Raw genomic sequence first — 19988 nt, 5'->3', positions numbered from 1 at the left:
TGAAAGGGTCAGCGCGTCGTGTCAATGCTGACCGTTTCAAAGACCCGGGAGTTATCCCTTGCCTCGGATGAGACTTTCTTCCAAAAGAAAATCCGCCCCTGGTCGGCAGTGAGGAGCGTGTCGCCCGCTTTCAGAAGAATGCCCCCGATCCCGGCGGGAAGCCCCTTCGCCGGGGCAATCTCGGCGAACTCGGGATCTGAGTCGCCGGAGGAAACACGAGCGGTCCTTTCCAACGCAGACGTATCCCGGGAGCAAACAGGAAGCTCGCTTGACAAGTCGCCTGACGAAGCCGTCCGGCAGCGCGTCACCCGGGCACGGATCGATCCGATTTTTATAACGCCGGCTCCAGCAAGCCCGTCGGGAACCAGACTGAACTGAAGCCTGGGCAGAAGATCCCTGGCTTCCGCATCACTTAAGCCGCCCGCTGACTTTAAGTTTTTGACGGAAGTGAACGCGGCCCAGCTTTCAACGGCGCTGTCAGAAAGCGGAGCCAGAGGCAAAGCAGGCGTTTTGAAGTGCGCGTCCGCCCGCAGCGTGAGCCAGTCCCGAAGGCTCATCTTTGAAAAGTCAGAGTCCTCGCTTTCCACTTGGACGAAACCGGCATCTGCCTCCCGGAGAGCAAAAATCACGTCCCTGCGCCCCGGGGTTCTGGTGTTACTGATATCAACAGCAAATCCAGGCGCCCCGTCCGCAAATGTGATGGACTTGGCCCTCACCTGCAGCGCCGCACCTTCTGAGGCATCCCCGCCAGCCTTAAGCGAAGTCCTGGCGCCGGAGGTAAACCACTGGGTGAGAGACCTCACGCCGTCCGGTGTTTCGATCCCGATGCGGCTCATCAGAGAGACGGGCACACGGATCACCATTTTTTTTGTCAGTGCGCTCTCGTTCTGGTTTCTAGCCTGCAGGGTGATCTCAACACCGTCCTCTCCTTCGCACTGCACGCCGGTCACGACAAAACCGGGCTGCATCGCCTGCGACTGGCCCTGGACGGCCTTCAGTTCTTTCTCAAAGGAAGTTTCGTCAGCGGAAGTTTCAGGAACTTCCTCCCGGGTAGGCTGTTCGATCCCCAGCGGCACGGACTGAGCCTCAGGCTCTTGAACGGAAGGCTTGGGCCGCGCAGCCGCCCGGCTCGAGGCGCCTGTTGATTTCTCGATGATGGGAACTCCGCCTCCCAAGTCGGCCGCTGAGTCTCCGGGGGGCTCCCAGATCGGGACGGATGAGCAGGCAGAAAGCGCCGCTGCGGAGAATACGGCCAGCGCCATTCTGAGTGTGTTTTTCCCGTGGTCTGCCATTTCGTACCTCCTCAAGCCGTCAGTCTGCGATTAATCTTTCGGGTCATCTCCGCCGGACCATCAGCGCCGCGCCGGAGAACCCGCATCGGACGCAGACGGAGAGCTTGCGGCCGGAACTCCGAAAGCCGGCCCGTCTTCCTGAAAGAACAAAACCTGGGTTTTCATCACGTCCCAGATGAAATAAAGCACTATGATGGCCGCAACGACCCTCAGAACCTCATAAAAAATCTTCTTGAGCTTTTCCGGATCCAATCTATGCTCCCTGCTTTTTGACCATCTGCCTTAAAAATCATTGTAACGGACTCGCAGGATCTTTTTGCGCAGTACCCCGGGCCGCGCCTGGCGCTTCAGACATTGGCATCACGATTTCCATGATGCAGCCATGCCCCAGTTCATCGTTCGGCCTCGCGAATGCGTGTCCCTTGTGCCGCTCGGCAATGTTGGCCACAATGGAAAGCCCGAGTCCCATGCCTGATATTTTCCCGCTGTGCAGAGGCTCGAAAAAGAGATCCGTTTTCTCCTTTGTGATCTCTTTGCCGTTGTCGGCGACTGACAGGTGCCACTGCCCGTCCACAGATTTTAAGGACACGACGATGGCGGGGCTGGGGCATTTCTGCAGAGCCTCCGAGGCGTTCTTGAGCAGATTGATCACCGCGAGCTGAATCTCCCAGGAATCAACCTCAGCCCATGATCCAGGGCTGCAGTGCAGGGTGATGGGAGGAGCCTCGGGATGGCTGTGTCGGAATTCTGTAATAGCCTTCTCAAGCACTTTCCGCATGTCCCTTACCTGCATGACAGGTTCCGGGTGCTTCGCGTAGCTGCGGACCCGGTCCACGATTTCAGCGGCCCGGGTCCCCTGTCCAACGATCTCCTCGAGCGCTTCCTTGAAAACCGAAGGATCAATCTGACCGCGTGCCACACGCCGCAGGAGGCCATTGCCGAAATTATTGATGGCCCCCAGGGGCTGCTTGAGTTCGTGGGCAATCATCGAGGACATCTGCCCGATGATACCCGTGCGCTCCAGGGCCGAGATGTGCTCTCGTGAAGCGGTCACTTCAGCCTCGATTCTCTCGCGCTCTTCCAACGACTGCCTCAGGGCCTCCGTGCGTTTCTTCACCATCATCTGCAGCATGGCTGCGTAGGACAGAACCATGATGGTGAGAATCAGGGCAATTGCCACCGCACCGGAATTCTCTCTCATGAACCGCTGCAGGCTCCACTGAGCGAGATACTGGTAGGGGCCGATCTTGAGTTCGTAGAACAGGTCAAAGACCTTCTGCATTGAAGCCGGCAGCCCCCACTGCGGCTGGCCGTCGGCGGCGGGCATCTCAAGCAGCGTAGTCATCACGGCTTTTTCGTGCATCGGATCCGTCTTAGGCAGGGCAGCCACGGTAACCGAAGGGAAGACGTCCGCCGAGTGCGCGCATTTGAGCTCATTGACGCGCCTCGGATTAATGATCCGGAAATCCTCCATGTGAATTTTTCCGGCCTGCTCCATTGGCTCCAGAACGCAGGCGGGCAGAATGCCGACCGCGGCCTTGCCGGACAGCACGTCGCTAACAACGCCTTCGTCGGACCCGGAGAAGTAGAGCTCAGAGAGGAACCCCGCCGAATAGCCTCGGCGGGATAGTTCGTAAAGCGGCAGGATATAGCCCGCAAAGGAGGCAGGATTGGAGGCCGCTACAGGGTGGTTGCCCATCTGGGAAAGCGACTGAACCGTCAGGCTCTCCGCCTTCACGAAAAAAACTGCGGACACCGCGCTGTTCACATCCCGGGCGGCTGCGGGCCACAAGGAAGCGAGGAGCCTCAGGTTGTTGTCCATCTGAGACTGTGCGATGAAATCCGCCTCGCCGATCACAAAATCAATTTCCCCGGAACGAACCGCAGAAGCGAGATCCCCCCGGGACATGGTCCGGAAATCCACCTGTTCCTTGCCAAAGGCCTTCCGGATCGCGTCTTTCGTCTTCTCAATAAAAAGCGGATCGGGAGCAGATAGAAAGGAAATGGCCGACTGCTGAATTCCCACTCGGATCAGGGGAGGCAGCGCCAGGCTGAAAGGGTCATCGCGCCGGACGGCCAGGCTGTCGCCCGGACTTTCTTCCGGTACACCTTCCGCCCCTGCCTCGGTCCCCTTCCGGGCTTCCTCCCTCGAAGAGGAACCGAGTCCGGCCGGAGAAACGGCGGGCGAGAGCAAAATGTCATCGGCTATCGGCTCCGCGGCGGCTGGCTGAAAAAGAAACGCAAGCGAAAGAAAAAGGACCCATGCGGAAACTGCAGCTCTCGCGCCCCACAGACGCAACAAAGCCTTCCGAAAGGACAGTGCCTGCCGGAAGGCTTCTTCTAAAAGGCGGGGCATCCGTTTCATTAAAACGCCCTCACCTGCCGGGCCGTCAGACCCCGGGCACCGGGAGGTGCTTGCCGGGCTTTCTATGGTCCAGGACCTTCACCACTTCATAGTCGCTCACAAGTCCCGCCACCGTCTGCAGGGTCCGGACATGCATTCTGACAATCAGCACATCATCCGCATTGAGGCGGAAAACCCCGTTGTCAATGACGCGCAGGAAATCCTTGTCGTTCATGCGGGCCCGGACCGTCTGCTCGCCGTCAAAGAAAGTCCAGATCTGGTCATCGCGGAAGCTCGAGGAAGGCAGCATCAGAGCCTGGGTCACCACGTGGTCGATCAGCACCACTTCATCGATTTCCGGCATGTAGAAATAAGAAGCTTCGTCCCTGGCCACGGAGGCGAGTGCCTCGCCCGTGGTTCTGTCGCGGATGACCAGCTCTTTGGCCGTCGGATCCTTAAACACGCGGGCCATCAGCTCGATGGCCTTGCGCACGCCAATATGGCGAAACAGCTTATAAGTGTGGTACGAGACATGGAAGCTGTCAGCGCCGGCGCAGACGGTCACATCATCATCGCCCAGTGAAACCGAGGTCACCGTGCGGCCGGCGATTGCCTTCAGGAGCTGGAAAAGCCCAAGGAGCCCCTCGCCGTTTTCCGCCCTCAGCCATCCCAGCGCGACGCCGACAGACCTTTCCGGGGGATCGATAAATTCCTTCACGCCGGCTAGCGAGGCCCGGCGGGACATGCCGAAATTTTTCCGGAAGCCCAGATCAACGCTGTAGGAAGCCTCGTCGGGATTGCGGCGCACGTCCACTTCCGGATCCACAAGATAGCCGTACAGGGCCCGGGAACCCGTCGTGAGAAGCTGATCGACTCCTATGATCGCCTGTGCGACAGGCTGGTTGATCGTTGTGGTCTCAACTTTGCGGATGCCGGAAAATTCAATGTCAAATGCTGCAATCATGGCTGCTCAACCTTCTGACTACTTCGAATGAAAGGGGCTCCGGAACTTTTCAGGGAGCGGCTGACGCGGGCGAATGCAGCTTAGCCGCCTCATGCCCGCGGTGATAATTCTTACAATGATAAAGCGTTGCTGGATCGTCCGCGCAATTGTACGCGGTTTCAAACGTCAGGCAGGTGCAAGAGTTGACCCAAGATGAGCATGCAGAGAAAAAAGGCAGAGAAAATCGCGGATTTTTCTTCAAATAAGCCCAGCGGCGATTCTGAAGATGCCGCAGCGGACCGCCTTGAACCCGGTTCTGCCCTTCAGGTGGTGCCGCTCGAGCAGTGCCAGATCAAGGGCGAGCTCAGCGGCACCCAGGGCACCAACCGCAATCTCTCAGGCCGCAGTTCGCTCAAAGCCGGCAACGACCTGGAGGCCCTGCGTGCCTGGCTCAACGCCCGAGCAGCCAATCCGAACACTTTCAGCGCTTATAGAAAAGAAGCGGAGCGGTTCCTGCTCTGGTGTGTCATCGAACGCCGGACGGCCCTGAGCTCGCTGACCATGGAAGGGGCGTCGCTTTACCTGAGATGGCTCGAAGACCTGGGGCGGCTCTCAGACAAAGCATGGGCCGAGCGGTGGAACGTGCCTCAGAGCATCTGGATCGGCGCCAAAAATGTTGAGAGGACAGACCCCAGCTGGAAGCCGTTCAACGGTCCGCTTTCCTTCGCAAGCCGCAGGCAGGCCATGACGGTGATCCGGCTCCTTTTCAATTTTCTGGTTAAGACGGGCTACCTCAATTACAACCCCTTCGACCAGGTGTCTCCGAAGATTCCATTTCTGCCAGGAGAGGGAGCACCGGAGCAGTTCGCAGACAGATCCCTTTCGCACGACCAATGGGAGGACATTCTCGATCAGCTGCGCGGGCTGCCCGAGGGGGAGGAAAAGGCAAGGTTCGAGGCGATCCTTATGATGGGCAAAGGGCTTGGAATGCGCGCTTCGGAAATGCTTGCCTCCAGAGCGGGATGGATCCGGAAAAGAAAGCTCGGGAACCGCAGCCTGCTGATGATCGAAGTCGTGGGCAAGGGCGATAAAGTACGGCGGCTGCCTTTGCAGAAGGATCACCTCAGGATCCTGAACCAGTATTTGAGAACGCGGGGACTGCAGCCCATCGGGGCCTGCCCGCCGGACACGCCTCTGCTTGCGAGGCTGGGAAGAGGCAGGAAAGCGGAACACAAAGGAACTTCCCTGTCGAGATCCGGGCTTCATAAAATCCTCAAGGCTTTTTTCGAAGACGCAGCGGTCGAAGCCGAGAAAAAAGATCCTATGGATGGAGCGAAGCTGCGGGAGGCATCGACCCACTGGCTCAGGCACACCTTCGCAGCCGTGGCCCTGGATGCGATGCCGGTGAACGTCGTCCAGACCGCGCTGGGACACGCCTCCCTGTCCACAACTTCGCTTTATCTCGTGCCCACCGAACAGAAAATGGCCGAAGGCATGAAAAAAATCAAGCCGCTTTGAAAACTCAGCGGCGGGCAAAGATACCCTGATACAGGAGCAGGATCCTTTCCGTCGAAAGCTTTGCATTCAGAGGATGGCCGGCCGCCTCGCGCAGGCGGTTCAGTTCGTGGATCCACCGGAAAAGCTTTTCCGCGTCCGCGCTTGCCGCAAGAACCTGCAGGACCTTGTTCTGACGGGGAAAATATCGGGGTGCCAGCCCCTGCTTCACCGCCAGCAGGTCCCATCCCCAGCGCTGGAGGAACCAGACCGCCTCGGCCTGATTTGCGTCCTTGGGGACGGCGGCAATCACCCGTCCGACCCAGTCCGAGCCCTCGAGTACGGACCCAAGCAGGGATGCGAGTTCCTCCCGCGGCTTCTCGTCAAGCCGGGCGAGAGCCAGGGCGAGAAGCGGCATGCCCCCTGCCTCTGCAAGCGCCGTTTCCGGGGCCGTCAGGCCCTGCTCTTTGAGCCATCGGATGGCCGTGGCACGCATCGGAGGCAGCGCTCTGAAAATCAGGCACCTGGATCGAATCGTCGGGAGAATGGCGTCCAGATCCTCGGCCACCAGAAGGAAAATGAGATCCTGGGGCGGCTCCTCGAGCATTTTCAAAAAAACGGAAGCCGCATCAGCACGAATCCGGTCGGCCGGATACACCAGAACGACACGATGCTCGCCGCGATGAGAGGAAAGCGTGAGGAAATTTTCCAGCGACAGGGGCTCGTGGATGAGAATGTCCTCGGAAGGCTTCCGTCGGGTGGCACCCCCCGAAGGAGGCTCATAAGGAAGCCCCCGGGCCAGAGCCTCCGATTCGGAAAGGACGTACCTGAGGTCCGGGTGGTTACCGGCCTGAGCGAGCCTGCAGCCGGCGCAGACGCCGCAGGCGCTGCCGTCAGGCCGGGGATTCTCGCAGAGCAGATCCTTTGCAAAGCGATGCACCAGCTCAAAAGTACCGAGTCCGCGGGGACCCGCCACGATAAGCCCGTTAGGCAGGTGCCTGCGAAGGGCTAGAAGCCTGCCGTAAAGCTCCGTCTGCCACGGGAATACCGCTTCTTTCATTTCGAGCCCCCGTTTTTTATGCCCGAGCGCTGATATTTGTCCACGGCCTGGTTATGGCTCTGGAGGTTGTCGGAAAATTCGCTAGAGCCGTCGCCCCTTGCCACGAAATAGAGATACTTTGTATCAGCGGGCTGGAGCGCGGCGTTGATGGACTCGCGCGAGGGCGCGCAGATCGGGGTAGGAGGCAACCCCTTCATGGTGTACGTGTTGTAGGGAGTCGGGGTTCTGAGGTCTGCCTTCGTGAGGTTGCCACGATAGCGCCCGCCCATTCCGTAAATGACCGTGGGATCGGACTGAAGCGGCATCCCGATCCGCAGCCGGTTATGGAAAACGCTTGATATCAGGTGCTTGTCTGCCTTGACCCCGGATTCTTTTTCAATGACGGAGGCAAGAATCAGCGCTTCGTACCTGGAGTGCAGGACGTCGTTGACCGCGGGTTTCCTTTTCTCCCACTCTTCATTGATGATTTTGCGCTGCTGGTTCACCGACCGCAGCAAAAGCTTCGTGTCGGTCTGACCGACGATATAGAAGTACGTGTCAGGCGCGAGGAGCCCCTCGATCGAAGCCTCGCGGCTTTTCCCGTTTTGGGCAGGCTCCCCGATTTCATTCTGGAAAGCCAGGATTTTTTGAAAACTCTCGGAACCCGCGGCTTTCGCTTCATCGCGCGAGAGGTCTTCCGCCTCGTGCTTCAGGTCGTCCCTTTTCCCAAGAAGCTCAAAAATTTGCCGGGAAGTAAAGCCTTCCGGAATCCTGAACGCTGATGTCGCCTGCTCGCCGCTGCTTAATTTCGTCAGCAGAGAAAAGAAAGTATCCCCTTTTTCTATGGAATACCAGCCTGTTTTCACGGGAGCGCGGAAAGAAGCGAGGGCGATCGCAGCCCTGGCAAAAAAAGGATGGGCCAGAGCGCTGTTGGAGGCAACGGTTTTGGACAGCTCGCCTGAGGGCTCGCTCTGCGATACGTTGAAAAGAACCCGTGGGGCGCCAGAGCTCAGCAGCTTCGCGCTTCCCAGATAAAACACTGCCAGCACACAAAGCGCCAGAGCGGCCGCAGCATATTTTTTGAATTGCTCTTTTCTTTTGCTATCAATTTTCATCGAGCCGGCCAGGGGGAAACAAGCGGGAACAGGGCTTTAATGAAGCTGAATCATTCTAAATGGTTTTGTCCCCGGAATTTTAAAAGGCCAGGGCTCTCCGCAAGAAGAAAGCCCTGGCCGGATCAGGTTTCGCCTTAAACGCAGGATCAGGCGTTCAGCTTGTGCAGCTCCTGCAGGCTCCTCACCTCGACTTCGCCCGCGTGCTTCTGGCCTTCCACTGCGGCCGCCGCGCCTGAAATCGTCGTGTAATAGACAACTCCAAGCTGCGCCAGAGCCGTCTGGCGGATGGACCTCGCATCGCTGATCTGGGTCCTCGACTCGTTGGAAGTCGTGATCACGAGCTGAAGATCGCCGTTTTTAATCATGTCCGTGACATTGGGGCGGCCTTCGGACACCTTGTTCACGATCTTGCAGGGAATGGCCGCGTGCTGCAGCGTCGCAGCCGTGCCGCGCGTCGCGACAATCTGGAAGCCCTGGTCGCGAAGATGCGTGGCGACAGAAACCGCACGGGGCTTGTCGACGTCGCGGACAGAAATAAACGCGGTGCCGGTCTTCGGGAGGCGGTTGCCGGCTCCAAGCTCCGCCTTGTAAAGGGCTTCGCCAAAGGTCTTGCCGGTTCCCATGACCTCGCCGGTGGAGCGCATCTCCGGCCCCAGGACCGGATCGACGCCCAGGAACTTGGTGAAGGGGAAGACCGCTTCCTTGACGCTCATGTACTTGGGAGTCACCTCCACGCGGGCGCCCTGCGACTTCATGCTCTGCCCCACCATCACGCGGGCCGCGATCTTGGCAAGCGGCTCTCCGGTCGCCTTGCAAACAAAAGGAACCGTCCTGGAAGCCCGGGGATTGACCTCCAGAATGTACACGACCGGGTTTTCCGAATAAGCGTGCTGAACCGCCAGCTGCACGTTCATGAGGCCGCGCACCTTGAGGGCGTTTGCGAGCAGCCTGGTTTCCCTCTTGATTTCCTCGATGATTTCCGGCCTCAGGCTGTAGGGCGGCAGCGAGCAGGCCGCGTCGCCCGAATGGACGCCCGCCTGTTCAATATGCTGCATGATCCCGCCGATACGCACTTCCTCGCCGTCGCAGATGGCATCAACGTCCATTTCAACCGCATCGTCAAGGAACCGGTCCAGCAGCACCGGGCTGTCATTGCTTACCTTGATCGCCTCGCGCATGTAGGCTTCAAGGTCTTTCCGGCTGTGGACGATATCCATCGCCCGGCCGCCGAGAACGTAAGACGGGCGCACAACCAGGGGATAGCCGATTTCGTCAGCCATCCTGTAGGCTTCCTCTTCCGTGCGCGCCGCGCGGTTCGGCGGCTGCCTGATTCCGAGATCGTTTGCCAGCTTCTGGAAGCGGCCGCGGTCTTCGGCGATATCGATGGAATCCGGAGTGGTGCCGAGGATCGGCACGCCCTCGGCTTCGAGCTTGCGGCAGAGATTGATCGGAGTCTGGCCGCCGTACTGGACAATCACGCCAAAAGGATTCTCGACCCGGCAGATTTCCAGCACGTCTTCTAGCGTCACGGGCTCAAAGTACAGGCGGTCCGACGTGTCATAGTCGGTCGACACGGTTTCCGGGTTGCAGTTGACCATGATGGTCTCATAGCCGTCTTCCCGCAGAGCCTGGGAGGCGTGGACGCAGCAATAGTCGAACTCAATGCCCTGCCCGATGCGGTTCGGACCGCCGCCCAGCACCACGACCTTCCTGCGGTCGTCGGGAGCGGCCTCGGAAAAGCCGTGGTAAGTCGAGTAAAGGTAAGCCGTCGTGGTCTTGAACTCAGCCGCGCAGGTATCCACCCGCTTGTAGGACGGATGAATATCCATCTTCCAGCGGTCTGACCGCACTTCGTCTTCGGAGACTTTCAGCAGATGAGCAAGGCGCCTGTCGGAGAACCCTTTCTTTTTAAGGAACAGCAGCTCCTCTTTGGAAAGCGAGGACAAAGTCCTGCCCTTCAAACGTTTTTCAATATCGACCAGCTCTTCAATCTGGATCAGGAACCAGGGGTCGATGTTGGTCGCCTCCTGAACTTCCTTAAGCGACATCCCGATTCTGAAGGCGTCGCCCACATAGAAAATCCGCTCGGGGCCGGCTTCCGAAATCTCATAGAGGATCTGCTCGCGGTCCGTGGTCTTGCTGTTGAGGCCGTCCTTCCCGGTCTCCAGGCCGCGCAGAGCCTTCTGGAATGATTCCTGGAAAGTGCGGCCGATCGCCATCACTTCGCCCACCGATTTCATCTGCGTCGTCAGACGGTCGTCGGCCTGGGGGAATTTTTCAAAGGCAAAACGCGGGACTTTGGTCACCACGTAATCGATGGTCGGCTCGAAGGAGGCCGGCGTCTTTCCACCCGTGATCTCGTTGCGCAGCTCGTCGAGCGTGTAGCCGACAGCAAGCTTCGCAGCCACCTTGGCAATGGGGAAGCCCGTGGCCTTGGACGCAAGGGCCGAGGAGCGGGAAACGCGCGGATTCATTTCGATCACGATCAGGCGGCCGTTCTTCGGATTGACGGCGAACTGAACATTGGAGCCGCCCGTGTCAACGCCAATCTCGCGCAGAATCGCGATCGAGGCGTTCCTCATGATCTGATACTCTTTGTCGGTCAGCGTCTGGGCGGGGGCGATCGTGATGGAGTCGCCTGTATGAATGCCCATCGGGTCCAGGTTCTCAATGGAGCAGACGATGATGCAGTTGTCCGCATGGTCGCGGACTACCTCCATCTCATACTCCTTCCAGCCCAGCAGCGACTCTTCAATCAGCAGCTCATGGGTCGGCGAAAGCTTGAGGCCCCGCTGGCAGATCTGCATGAACTCTTCCATGTTGTAGGCAATGCCGCCGCCGGAGCCGCCAAGCGTGAAGCTCGGGCGGATGATCGTCGGAAAGCCCACATGTTTCTGCACCTCCAGAGCCTCGGACATGCTGTAGGCGATTCCGGACCGGGCGCACTCCAGGCCGATGCGCTGCATGGCCTCCTTAAAGAGCTTGCGGTCTTCGGCCTTCTCGATCGCCTTAGGCGAAGCCCCGATCAGCTCGACATGGTACTTGTCCAAGACTCCGTGATTGCGAAGATCCAGCGCGCAGTTCAGAGCCGTCTGGCCGCCCATCGTGGGGAGAATGACGTCGGGCCGCTCCTTGGCAATAATGCGCTCGACCACTTCCCAGGTAATCGGCTCGATATAGGTCGCGTCCACAAGCCCCGGATCCGTCATGATCGTGGCGGGGTTGGAGTTGACCAGAATGACCCTGTAGCCCTCTTCCTTCAAGGCCTTGCAGGCCTGGGCTCCTGAATAATCGAACTCACAGGCCTGGCCGATCACGATGGGGCCGGCACCGATGATCAGGATGGAATGGATATCTTGACGCTTTGGCATTTTTTACTGTCCTGTTCAATGGCCTCAGCCCTGCTGAGCCTGTTTGTTGGCTGCGTATTCTCTGACCATCTGCCCGAATTTCTGGAAAAGCGGGCGGATGTCCTGAGGTCCAGGACTCGCTTCCGGATGCCCCTGGAAGCTGAAAGCCGGGGTGTCCGTCACCTCAATGCCCTGCAGGCTTCCGTCGAACAAAGACTTGTGCGTGACTTTGACATTGGAGGGCAGAGAGTCCGCATCAACGGCGAATCCGTGATTCTGGCTGGTGATGTAAACCCTCTTGTTTTCGAGATCTACAACCGGATGATTGGCGCCGTGATGCCCGCACTTCATCTTGACCGTCTTGCCGCCCAGCGCCAGTCCCAGAATCTGATGGCCGAGGCAGATGCCGAAAAACGGGATTTTCTTTTTAAGGAAGACTCTCGCGGCTTCAATGGCATAGGTGCAGGGTTCCGGATCACCGGGACCGTTCGAGAAGAAAATGCCGTCCGGATTGTATTTCAGAGCGTCCTCCGGCGAAGTCTTGGCCGGAACAACCGTAACCTTCATGCCCTGGTCTGCCAGAAGGCGAAGGATGTTGGTCTTGATGCCGAAATCGTAGGCGACGATGTGAAGGGGAAGCTCCGGGTGGTTGTAACTCGTAGACCCGTCCTTGTTGTTAAACTGCCATGTCCCTTCGGTCCAGTCGTAAGGCTTATCCGTCGTCACTTTCTGAGCAAGATCCTGACCTACCATTCCGCCGTAGCTCTTCGCCGAATCGACAGCTTCGTCAATTTCTTCCTGAGTCAAAGAGCCGTTAGCAGCCACAAGGATACAGCCGGACTGGGCGCCATTGTCACGAATAATCTGTGTGAGAGCCCTGTTGTCAATGTCAGATATGCCGACTACGCCTGATGCTTTTAGATAGTCGGAAAGAGAGGATTGCGCCCTGAAATTTGAAACAACAGGAGACAAGGCCTCGATCACAAGCCCGGAGGCATAAACTCTAGACGATTCAACGTCTTCTGAATTTACGCCCACATTGCCGATGTGAGGGTACGTCAGGTTGACAATTTGACCGGTGTAGGAAGGATCTGTCAAGATTTCCTGATATCCGGTCATGGCGGTGTTGAACACAACCTCCGCAATGACTTTGCCAGGAGCACCAATGGAACGACCAATAAAAGTTGTCCCATCGCCAAGAGCCAGAACTGCTTGCGGGCGGCTGTCCTGAATAAGCAAACTCACTTAATTCTCCACAAAAAACGGTCCCGTTGGAGAAAAACGGAGTTCTCGCTTACGGGGCGCACGGCTTAAAAGCATAAATTTTTAACATTGTACACTTAATTTACAGACACTTTAAACACCCAAAGTATCAGGCTCATCAGCCATCAATTCATCTAAGGTTATAGCAGCTGTACCCAATTTCCCGACAACAATTCCACCGGCTTTATTAGAAAGCCTCACAGATTCATGCAACGGAACACCTGCCCCGAGCAAAGTGGCTAGAACAGCAATAACGGTATCTCCAGCCCCAGACACATCAAATACTTCACGTGCTTGAGCTTTGAAATTAATTTCTTCATCAGCAGAAAAAAGAGTCATGCCTTCTTCTGAACGAGTCAGAAGGATGTACTCTAATTCAAGAGACTCACGGAGTCTTTGTGTTCTTAAGCGCAAATCCGCTTCAGATCTCCAGGACCCAACAATTCTTTTTAGTTCACTTTTATTTGGTGTAATTAAAGTTGCACCTCTATAAGCTGACCAATCATCTCCTTTGGGATCAATAAGTACCGGTATTTTCTTTTCTTTGCACGATGTAATCATCGATGCAACATTAGATAAAACGCCTTTTCTATAATCCGATAAAACAACAATAGAAACTTGGGATATTAGCTTTCTAAAATTTTGACTTATCCCGATTAAAGCATCCTCGCAAGGCAACTGCTCAAAATCAGCACGAAGCATTTGCTGTTGACGGGCAATAATCCTAAGTTTTTCAATCGTTGGAACAGTGTGATCTACTATTAAAGAAGGTGTAACGTTATCAACATTCAATAAATTACGAAATTCTTTTCCTGCATTGTCTTCGCCACAAACTGAAAGGAGAATACATTTAGCCCCCAGTTTAGCGATATTTAACGCAACATTTGCTGCTCCACCTAATCTTTTTTCTTCTCTAACAATTTTTACAATCGGAACCGGTGCTTCCGGGGATAAACGGTCGGCATCACCAAACCAATATCGATCCAACATTGCGTCACCGCAAACCAATACTTTAACATTGGAAAAATCAAATTTTTTCATGAACATATACCTCATTTATTTTTGATAAAAATCTTTCTAAGTTACTGCATAGATAAGTACTATCAACAGTATTTAAGGGTCTAGCTTTACGGTTAGGATAGCCAAACCCAAATGGGTCAATTATCAAATTATCATCATCAGTAGTCAAGGTAACTGAATGATCTGAAAAAGATCCCCAAGCTTGTGCAGCGGAATATTCATGAAAATAATCTCTATCATTGGGTGGGAAAACAACAAATGAAGGTATATTAAAAGCGTTGGCTATATGAGTAACACTAGTGTCGGGTGTTATAACAACGGAGCAGAATTTAATTAATGCACACAATTTAGGAAAAGAAATCTTTGGCAATAAATAGTAATTTTTTGGCAATTCTCTTTGATCAAAAAAACTTGAATTTAAAATAACATTATAATTATTAAATTTAGCAATTGATTGAATCATTGAATGTATTTGACGAATTGAAAACCATCTATCATTATCACCAGCTACAGTATTAAAATAAATAACACGTTTGGAATTAATATTCTTTATAAAATTTTTAGCCCAGCAATAATCATCGCTAGAAAAATCTATATAGGGAGAGATTTTGGATAAAGATAGATCTAAAGTCAGCCTTTTATAAATCAAGTTTAATCGCTGTGATATATGCGGTACCGCTCGATAAGAAATAAAATCATCAAATAAATTCAATGACGAGCATAATTCTGAAGTGGTAATTGTATAACAATCTAAGTTATTTAATAGCGGTTGCCTTTCTCTCCAATGCCGGCAATTTATGTACTCTAAATCAACAGCTACAGAAAATTTTTTTGTTTTTAAATATTTCAGATCTTTGAAAGAATCTAAAACAAAAACATAGCTAATAAAAGGTAACGTAATAAAACGTGGTGAGACTGAAGATAATGTAGCAATAGAAACATCTATACCACATTTAGAAAGTGAATATGCAAGACCTTTAACGTAAAGTTCATCACCAAAGCGCTCATTAACAGTTATTAATAAAACAGAAGTGGCCGGCGCCTTAAAAGAGTGATTGATTCTATGAAAATTATCTGAAAAAAATAGACGAATTTTTCTAAAAAAGAATAAGCGCTTTTTATTAATATATTTTAAAAGTTGACAAAGCCAAAGTTCAAAATTTTGTAATTTATTAATCATATTTAAATACGGCCTTGAAAATGACATAATTGCCAATAAATACCATCTTTATTTTGTAATAGCTCTTCATTCGTTCCAATTTGAGAAATCCTTCCATTTGACAGAACAACAATCTTATCCGCATCGTCAATTGTAGATAATCGATGGGCCACCGTAAAAGTAGTTTTACCTTTAGTTAAGAGCTTTAATGCATTTTTGATGGTATATTCATTTTCACTATCAAGCGCACTGGTGGCTTCATCCAAAATAAGAATAGGGGCATCTTTGAGCAGAGCACGTGCAATAGAAATACGCTGTTTCTGACCTCCGGATAATAAATGACCAGCCTCGCCAACAGGTGTGTCTAAGCCTTGAGGCAGGCTATTAATAAAATCTCTTAAAGAAGCACCATCAATAGCTTTATTCAGGGTATCAGTTGAGACAGAATTACATCCATACGTAATATTGTTCCTAATTGTATCGTCGAAAAGAATAACGTCCTGAGAAACAATTGCAATCTGACTCCGTAAACTTTTTAAAGTATATTCTTTAATGTTTCTTCCATCTAAAAATATTTCACCTGAAGAAACGTCCCAATAACGAGGAAGCAAGTTCACAAAAGAAGATTTTCCAGAGCCAGAAAGACCTACAAGTGCAACGTGCTCTCCAGAAGAAACTTTTAAATTAATATCATTTAAAGCATAATCAGTTTGGCCAGGATATCTTAAGAAAACATGTTCAAAAGAGAATTCACCTTTGCAATTATTTAAATTGATCGTTCCGTCATCGCTTTCTGTTTTTGTATCCAACATTTCAAAAATACTTTTTGCTGCTACAGAAATACTTGCAAAGGTTGCATTCAAACCCGCGAGGTGTTGGATCGGTGCCTTCATTAAAAGCATAGCTGATAAAAAGGTTATAAAATCACCGATAGAAAGTAATCCGTTATGTGCTTCAGTTAAAGCAACGGCTACAACAAATGCAACAGCAATCATAGTTAATATTTGAGTTAAGGGGGTACCTATACTCTGCATTTTTATGGTTTTAATAGCACATTTTTTTATTCCTTCATTTATAAATTTAAACTTATTTTCCTCAACATCATAGGTATTCGAGATTTTCACTAATTTTTCCGACGAATAAGATTCTTGTACCCTTCCAATCATTATGGCTAAAGTTGACTGACTCTCTTTTACAATTTTTCGCATACGCTTAGATATTTTTCTTAGGATAAAAACTAAACCAGGGCCAACAATAAAAGTAACAAGCGTAAGTTGCCAGTTATACCAAAATAAAACACACAACAATGAAAGTACCTGCAGAGAATCTCTAATTAAAATAATTAGAGACTCTGTTGCTCCACCAAGAGCAATAGACGCTTCATTTACAAACTTCGAACTAACAAGTCCTGTACTATGATTTTGATATTCAACAGAAGGCCAATTTAAAATATTAGAAAATAAATTTGTTCGAAGACCCACAAGGACAGACTCACTTATATCTGTCATTACATATGAACTCATTACTGTACAGAAAGCATATAAAAATGAAACTATCAGCAAAGCAATGGGCGCAGCTACAATAACCCACTTTTCTTGTTGATAGAATCCCAAATCTGTTAGTTTTCCTAGTAAAGTAGCAGTTAGAGACGAAGTACTAGCGCTACCTATTAAAAATATAACGGAAAGAGCCAATTGCTTTTTATATGGTATCAAATACCTAAAAAGACGTATGAGAACAGGATCTATTTTATTTAATATAAAATTCATTTTATATAATCAAAATATTTTAATATTTTGAAGCTTACACAGATGCGTGAACAGACCATTCTTATTAAATAAAACGGAAGGTTTCCCAAATTCAGCAATAGTTCCTTTAGACATAACTACTACATAATCTGCAATATCGATAGTTGATAAACGATGTGCTACAACAAATGTTGTCTTTCCTTTCATTAGGCGAGATAAAGAAGTTTTTATCTGGTTTTCACTCACACTATCTAACGCACTGGTAGCTTCGTCAAAAATTAAAATTGGAGCTTTTTTCAGAATGGCCCTAGCGATTGAAATACGTTGCTTTTGTCCACCAGACAATCTATCACCAGCTTCACCTATTGGTGTATCGAGACCTAAAGATAGGGAAGAAATAAAATCTTCTAGTGCTGAGGCTCTTACTGCTTCGTTTATTTCTTCCTCAGTAGCATTAGGAGATCCATAAACAATATTTGCCCTAATTGTGTCATCAAATAGTATTACATCTTGAGATACTATTGATATTTGATTTCTCAATGATTTCAACGAAATATTCTGAGTATCAATCCCATCCAGGTAAATATTCCCAGAGGATGGATTCCAAAATCGAGGTATTAAATTTACTACAGAAGACTTCCCCGAGCCTGATAAACCAACCAATGCAATACAATCTCCAGAATTAACTTTTAAATTAAAATCATGGACTGCGTAATCAGTAGAGTTAGGATACTTCAAGCATACATGTTTAAACTCGAGATTTCCTTTAGCCGATGAAATCGAAATTTGACCATTATCAGGCTCTAAAGGTTGATCTAAGGTATCAAAAATACTATTTGCAGCTACTTTCATCATGACAAAGCTTGAGTTGAGCCCTGTCAAATGTCTAAGGGGAGGCATTATCAAAAGCAAAGCAGCAAGAAAAGTAACGAAATCACCCAAAGTCAACATGCCCAGTTGTGTTTGAATCATTGCCATAGTTAAAACAACAGCAACTCCAAACATACAAATAAATTGAGTAGCAGGAGTTCCTAAAGAACTCACACGTGTCATTCTTAATTTTAAATTTTTTATTTCTCTATTTATCTTTGAAAATTTTTCGATTTCAGCTGGATAAGTTCCAGAAACTTTGATCAACTGGTGAGCTTCATAAGCTTCTTTTACGCGGACTAGCAACACTGCTATAGACATTTGGCTTGAAGCCATAATTGATTTCAATTTGGAAGATATAAACCTCAACAAATAAATAACCATAGGCCCTATAATCAAACACACTATAGACAAAAGTGCGTTATGCCAAACTAGCATTAATGTAAGAGCAAAAACCTGACAAGAATCTCTAACCAGAACGATGAAAGCCTTTGTTGCATTTGACAGTCCAAAATTCGCCTCAAAAACAAATTTAGAACTAACCATCCCCGTAGAATTTGTCTGATACAAAGAGCTAGGCCAGCGAAGAATTCTATGGAAAATCTGGCTTCTAATAGTTTGTAGGACTGCCTGACTGACTTCTCCCAACAAATAATTGCTCATAAACATACTTCCACCATTGAGCAATGCTATGAAAATCAGGCCTATAGGAGCCGCAATAATTATCCATGCCTTCTGATCGTAAAAACCAACATTTGTAAGTAAACCTAATAATTTAGCAATTAAAGAAGAACCCAGTCCTGCCAATATCATGAATATGACAGAAAATATAATACGCCACTTATAAGGGGGAAAATAACCCATTAACCTCCGAATATCGGGATCAATTTTTGACAATACAAATTGCTTTATTGTTTTTATCATAACAGGTTATTTTCAAATTTTATGTTAATTAACACCTGCTAATTTAATAGCATTATCTATTTTAGAAAACACGAAATCAGGTTTAAGGTTTAATAATTTATTGCATTCGTTTGTACAATTATTTAAACATAATCTTTGCCAATTTTCAATTAGCCATTCACATGAAACTTTACAAACACTTTCATTTAGCAAATTAATATTTTCTTGGTAACCATAGAACAACTTTGATGTTGGCCCGAAAAGTACACACGAAACTTTTCTAGATAAAGCGTGTCGTAAATGAATCATCCCCCCCTCAGGCCCGATGTGAATTATCGCATTTTTTAGCAATACTTTCAATTCATTAAAATCTGTTCTTCCGCTCAAATTCTTTATGCCTTCAAGCGGTAAATCCTCGTATTTTGGTCCTAGGAAAACAATAGTCAAATTAGGATAATATTTTTTTATTTTATTTATTAATTCAATGTAATAAAATTTAGGCCATAATTTTGTAGAATTTTCTGAATTATTATCAGCATCTACCGATCTATTAAAAGTTATAAATTTTGAGTTCAAAAGCTTAAATTTTTCTAGAATTTTTCTTTCGTTTTCTACACCAATTGTAATTTCAATGTCATTAATTGATACCAAATGAAATAAGTCTGGTTGCGTTACTCTGTTATACCCCGCTGCCAGAGAAAATTGAGCAGAGAGACCATCAATTCTAGGTGAATAGTCATAATAAAATCTATTATTTATATAAAATTTATTATATTTTTCTAATATATCTATTAATTGTTCACTTCTGATATATGATTTATCACACTTTATGACCTTAGGAAACCGCTCTTTCATCTGAATAATCACAGGATAAATAAATTTAGAAAACTTAATGAATTTTTTGTCGTAAAATGTGTGAATATAATTTTCATCTACTTTATACAAATTTATTGGCGTTTTCTTGCTTTTGAAATAAAAATCTATTAATACTTTTTTATTTAATTTTAAATATAAATGATAAATATAATTTAAGTATATTAAGCAATCTCCTACCCCTCCATCTGCAATTACAGCAATAATGTCGCAATTAATTTTACGATAATTCCTAGAAAAGCTTATAAAATTCTTGACATTATCTACTAAAATGAGTTGTTTAGTTTTACTTCTCGTCAGAAGTATCTTTAATAATAGAATTTGGCATTTCAGGAAAAAATAAATATATCTTTTTGTAGTTTCTAACATTTGAAATTTCATGATAATGGTATGTCTTAAAGCAATTATAAAACTAAGTACAACCGAGCGTACTACGAATAAACCTCCTACGTGAAATCCGCAAAATTTATACTGTGTAGGTCAGATTGATGGCCTTGGCACACCCACGCGGTCAAATATCTGCAGCTGCTTCTGCGTGATTTCGGAGAGCCGGGGAGTGATGCCTTCCCCGGAGA

The 19988-nt window shown here is 49.4% G+C and carries 13 protein-coding genes; 1 reads left to right on the top strand and 12 read right to left on the bottom strand.

Annotation, left to right across the window (positions count from 1 at the left end):
* Positions 1 to 8 precede the first annotated feature (8 nt).
* The 3 genes from MAF45_RS07915 to MAF45_RS07905 all read right to left on the bottom strand — a co-directional run bounded on the left by MAF45_RS07915 (position 9) and on the right by MAF45_RS07905 (position 4600).
* Positions 9 to 1292, bottom strand: a complete 1284-nt coding sequence (locus MAF45_RS07915; protein WP_237979099.1) for a hypothetical protein — start codon at positions 1290 to 1292, stop codon at positions 9 to 11.
* A 289-nt stretch (positions 1293 to 1581) separates the two neighbouring features.
* The gene (locus tag MAF45_RS07910) at positions 1582 to 3318 is read right to left on the bottom strand and encodes a sensor histidine kinase (protein WP_237979098.1); all 1737 of its coding nucleotides are present in this window, start codon (positions 3316 to 3318) and stop codon (positions 1582 to 1584) included.
* A 364-nt stretch (positions 3319 to 3682) separates the two neighbouring features.
* A complete protein-coding gene (locus MAF45_RS07905; protein WP_237979097.1) occupies positions 3683 to 4600 on the bottom strand; it encodes an LAPAL motif-containing putative phage structural protein in 918 nt (305 codons plus the stop codon).
* Positions 4601 to 4792: 192 nt separating this feature from the next.
* Between MAF45_RS07905 and MAF45_RS07900 the strand changes: the two genes are divergently transcribed.
* Complete coding sequence (locus MAF45_RS07900) at positions 4793 to 6097, top strand: tyrosine-type recombinase/integrase (protein ID WP_237979096.1); 1305 nt, start codon at positions 4793 to 4795, stop codon at positions 6095 to 6097.
* A 4-nt stretch (positions 6098 to 6101) separates the two neighbouring features.
* Here MAF45_RS07900 and MAF45_RS07895 read toward each other — a convergent pair whose 3' ends face one another.
* The 9 genes from MAF45_RS07895 to MAF45_RS07855 form a co-directional block, all read right to left on the bottom strand.
* A complete protein-coding gene (locus tag MAF45_RS07895) occupies positions 6102 to 7133 on the bottom strand; it encodes a DNA polymerase III delta subunit-related protein (protein ID WP_237979095.1) in 1032 nt (343 codons plus the stop codon).
* A complete protein-coding gene (gene mltG, locus MAF45_RS07890) occupies positions 7130 to 8227 on the bottom strand; it encodes an endolytic transglycosylase MltG (RefSeq protein WP_441295220.1) in 1098 nt (365 codons plus the stop codon). The genes MAF45_RS07895 and mltG overlap by 4 nt, the downstream gene beginning before the upstream one ends.
* 146 nt (positions 8228 to 8373) lie before the next feature.
* Positions 8374 to 11598 (bottom strand): carbamoyl-phosphate synthase large subunit, encoded by a 3225-nt coding sequence (gene carB, locus MAF45_RS07885; protein ID WP_237979093.1) that lies wholly within the window; start codon positions 11596 to 11598, stop codon positions 8374 to 8376.
* A 24-nt stretch (positions 11599 to 11622) separates the two neighbouring features.
* Positions 11623 to 12822 (bottom strand): glutamine-hydrolyzing carbamoyl-phosphate synthase small subunit, encoded by a 1200-nt coding sequence (gene carA, locus MAF45_RS07880; RefSeq protein WP_237979092.1) that lies wholly within the window; start codon positions 12820 to 12822, stop codon positions 11623 to 11625.
* A 111-nt stretch (positions 12823 to 12933) separates the two neighbouring features.
* A complete protein-coding gene (gene rfaE1 / locus MAF45_RS07875) occupies positions 12934 to 13881 on the bottom strand; it encodes a D-glycero-beta-D-manno-heptose-7-phosphate kinase (RefSeq protein WP_237979091.1) in 948 nt (315 codons plus the stop codon).
* Complete coding sequence (locus tag MAF45_RS07870) at positions 13868 to 15040, bottom strand: glycosyltransferase family 9 protein (RefSeq protein ID WP_237979090.1); 1173 nt, start codon at positions 15038 to 15040, stop codon at positions 13868 to 13870. Before MAF45_RS07870 ends, rfaE1 begins: the two co-directional genes overlap by 14 nt.
* Positions 15041 to 15042: 2 nt before the next feature.
* Positions 15043 to 16788 (bottom strand): lipid A export permease/ATP-binding protein MsbA, encoded by a 1746-nt coding sequence (msbA, locus tag MAF45_RS07865; protein WP_237979089.1) that lies wholly within the window; start codon positions 16786 to 16788, stop codon positions 15043 to 15045.
* Positions 16789 to 16797: 9 nt separating this feature from the next.
* Positions 16798 to 18561, bottom strand: coding sequence for an ATP-binding cassette domain-containing protein (locus MAF45_RS07860; protein WP_237979088.1), 1764 nt, complete (start codon positions 18559 to 18561; stop codon positions 16798 to 16800).
* Between the two features lie 24 nt (positions 18562 to 18585).
* Positions 18586 to 19782: a glycosyltransferase family 9 protein gene (locus tag MAF45_RS07855; RefSeq protein WP_237979087.1), complete on the bottom strand. Its 1197-nt coding sequence runs from the start codon at positions 19780 to 19782 to the stop codon at positions 18586 to 18588.
* Positions 19783 to 19988 lie beyond the last annotated feature (206 nt).

Origin of the sequence: Mesosutterella porci (assembly GCF_022134585.1) — a bacterium.
GTDB classification, from domain to species: domain Bacteria; phylum Pseudomonadota; class Gammaproteobacteria; order Burkholderiales; family Burkholderiaceae_F; genus Mesosutterella; species Mesosutterella porci.
The sequence above is the reverse complement of the archived record's forward strand: the minus strand, read 5'-3'. Positions and strand labels throughout refer to the sequence as shown.

Bases quoted from the DNA above. Each gene is read 5' to 3' on its own strand.
- MAF45_RS07915 (WP_237979099.1), bottom strand. From the start codon at position 1,292: ATGGCAGACCACGGGAAAAACACACTCAGAATGGCGCTGGCCGTATTC.
- MAF45_RS07905 (WP_237979097.1), bottom strand. From the start codon at position 4,600: ATGATTGCAGCATTTGACATTGAATTTTCCGGCATCCGCAAAGTTGAG.
- MAF45_RS07900 (WP_237979096.1), top strand. From the start codon at position 4,793: ATGAGCATGCAGAGAAAAAAGGCAGAGAAAATCGCGGATTTTTCTTCA.
- MAF45_RS07895 (WP_237979095.1), bottom strand. From the start codon at position 7,133: ATGAAAGAAGCGGTATTCCCGTGGCAGACGGAGCTTTACGGCAGGCTT.
- mltG (WP_441295220.1), bottom strand. From the start codon at position 8,227: ATGAAAATTGATAGCAAAAGAAAAGAGCAATTCAAAAAATATGCTGCG.
- carB (WP_237979093.1), bottom strand. From the start codon at position 11,598: ATGCCAAAGCGTCAAGATATCCATTCCATCCTGATCATCGGTGCCGGC.
- rfaE1 (WP_237979091.1), bottom strand. From the start codon at position 13,881: ATGAAAAAATTTGATTTTTCCAATGTTAAAGTATTGGTTTGCGGTGAC.
- MAF45_RS07870 (WP_237979090.1), bottom strand. From the start codon at position 15,040: ATGATTAATAAATTACAAAATTTTGAACTTTGGCTTTGTCAACTTTTA.
- msbA (WP_237979089.1), bottom strand. From the start codon at position 16,788: ATGAATTTTATATTAAATAAAATAGATCCTGTTCTCATACGTCTTTTT.
- MAF45_RS07860 (WP_237979088.1), bottom strand. From the start codon at position 18,561: ATGATAAAAACAATAAAGCAATTTGTATTGTCAAAAATTGATCCCGAT.
- MAF45_RS07855 (WP_237979087.1), bottom strand. From the start codon at position 19,782: ATGTTAGAAACTACAAAAAGATATATTTATTTTTTCCTGAAATGCCAA.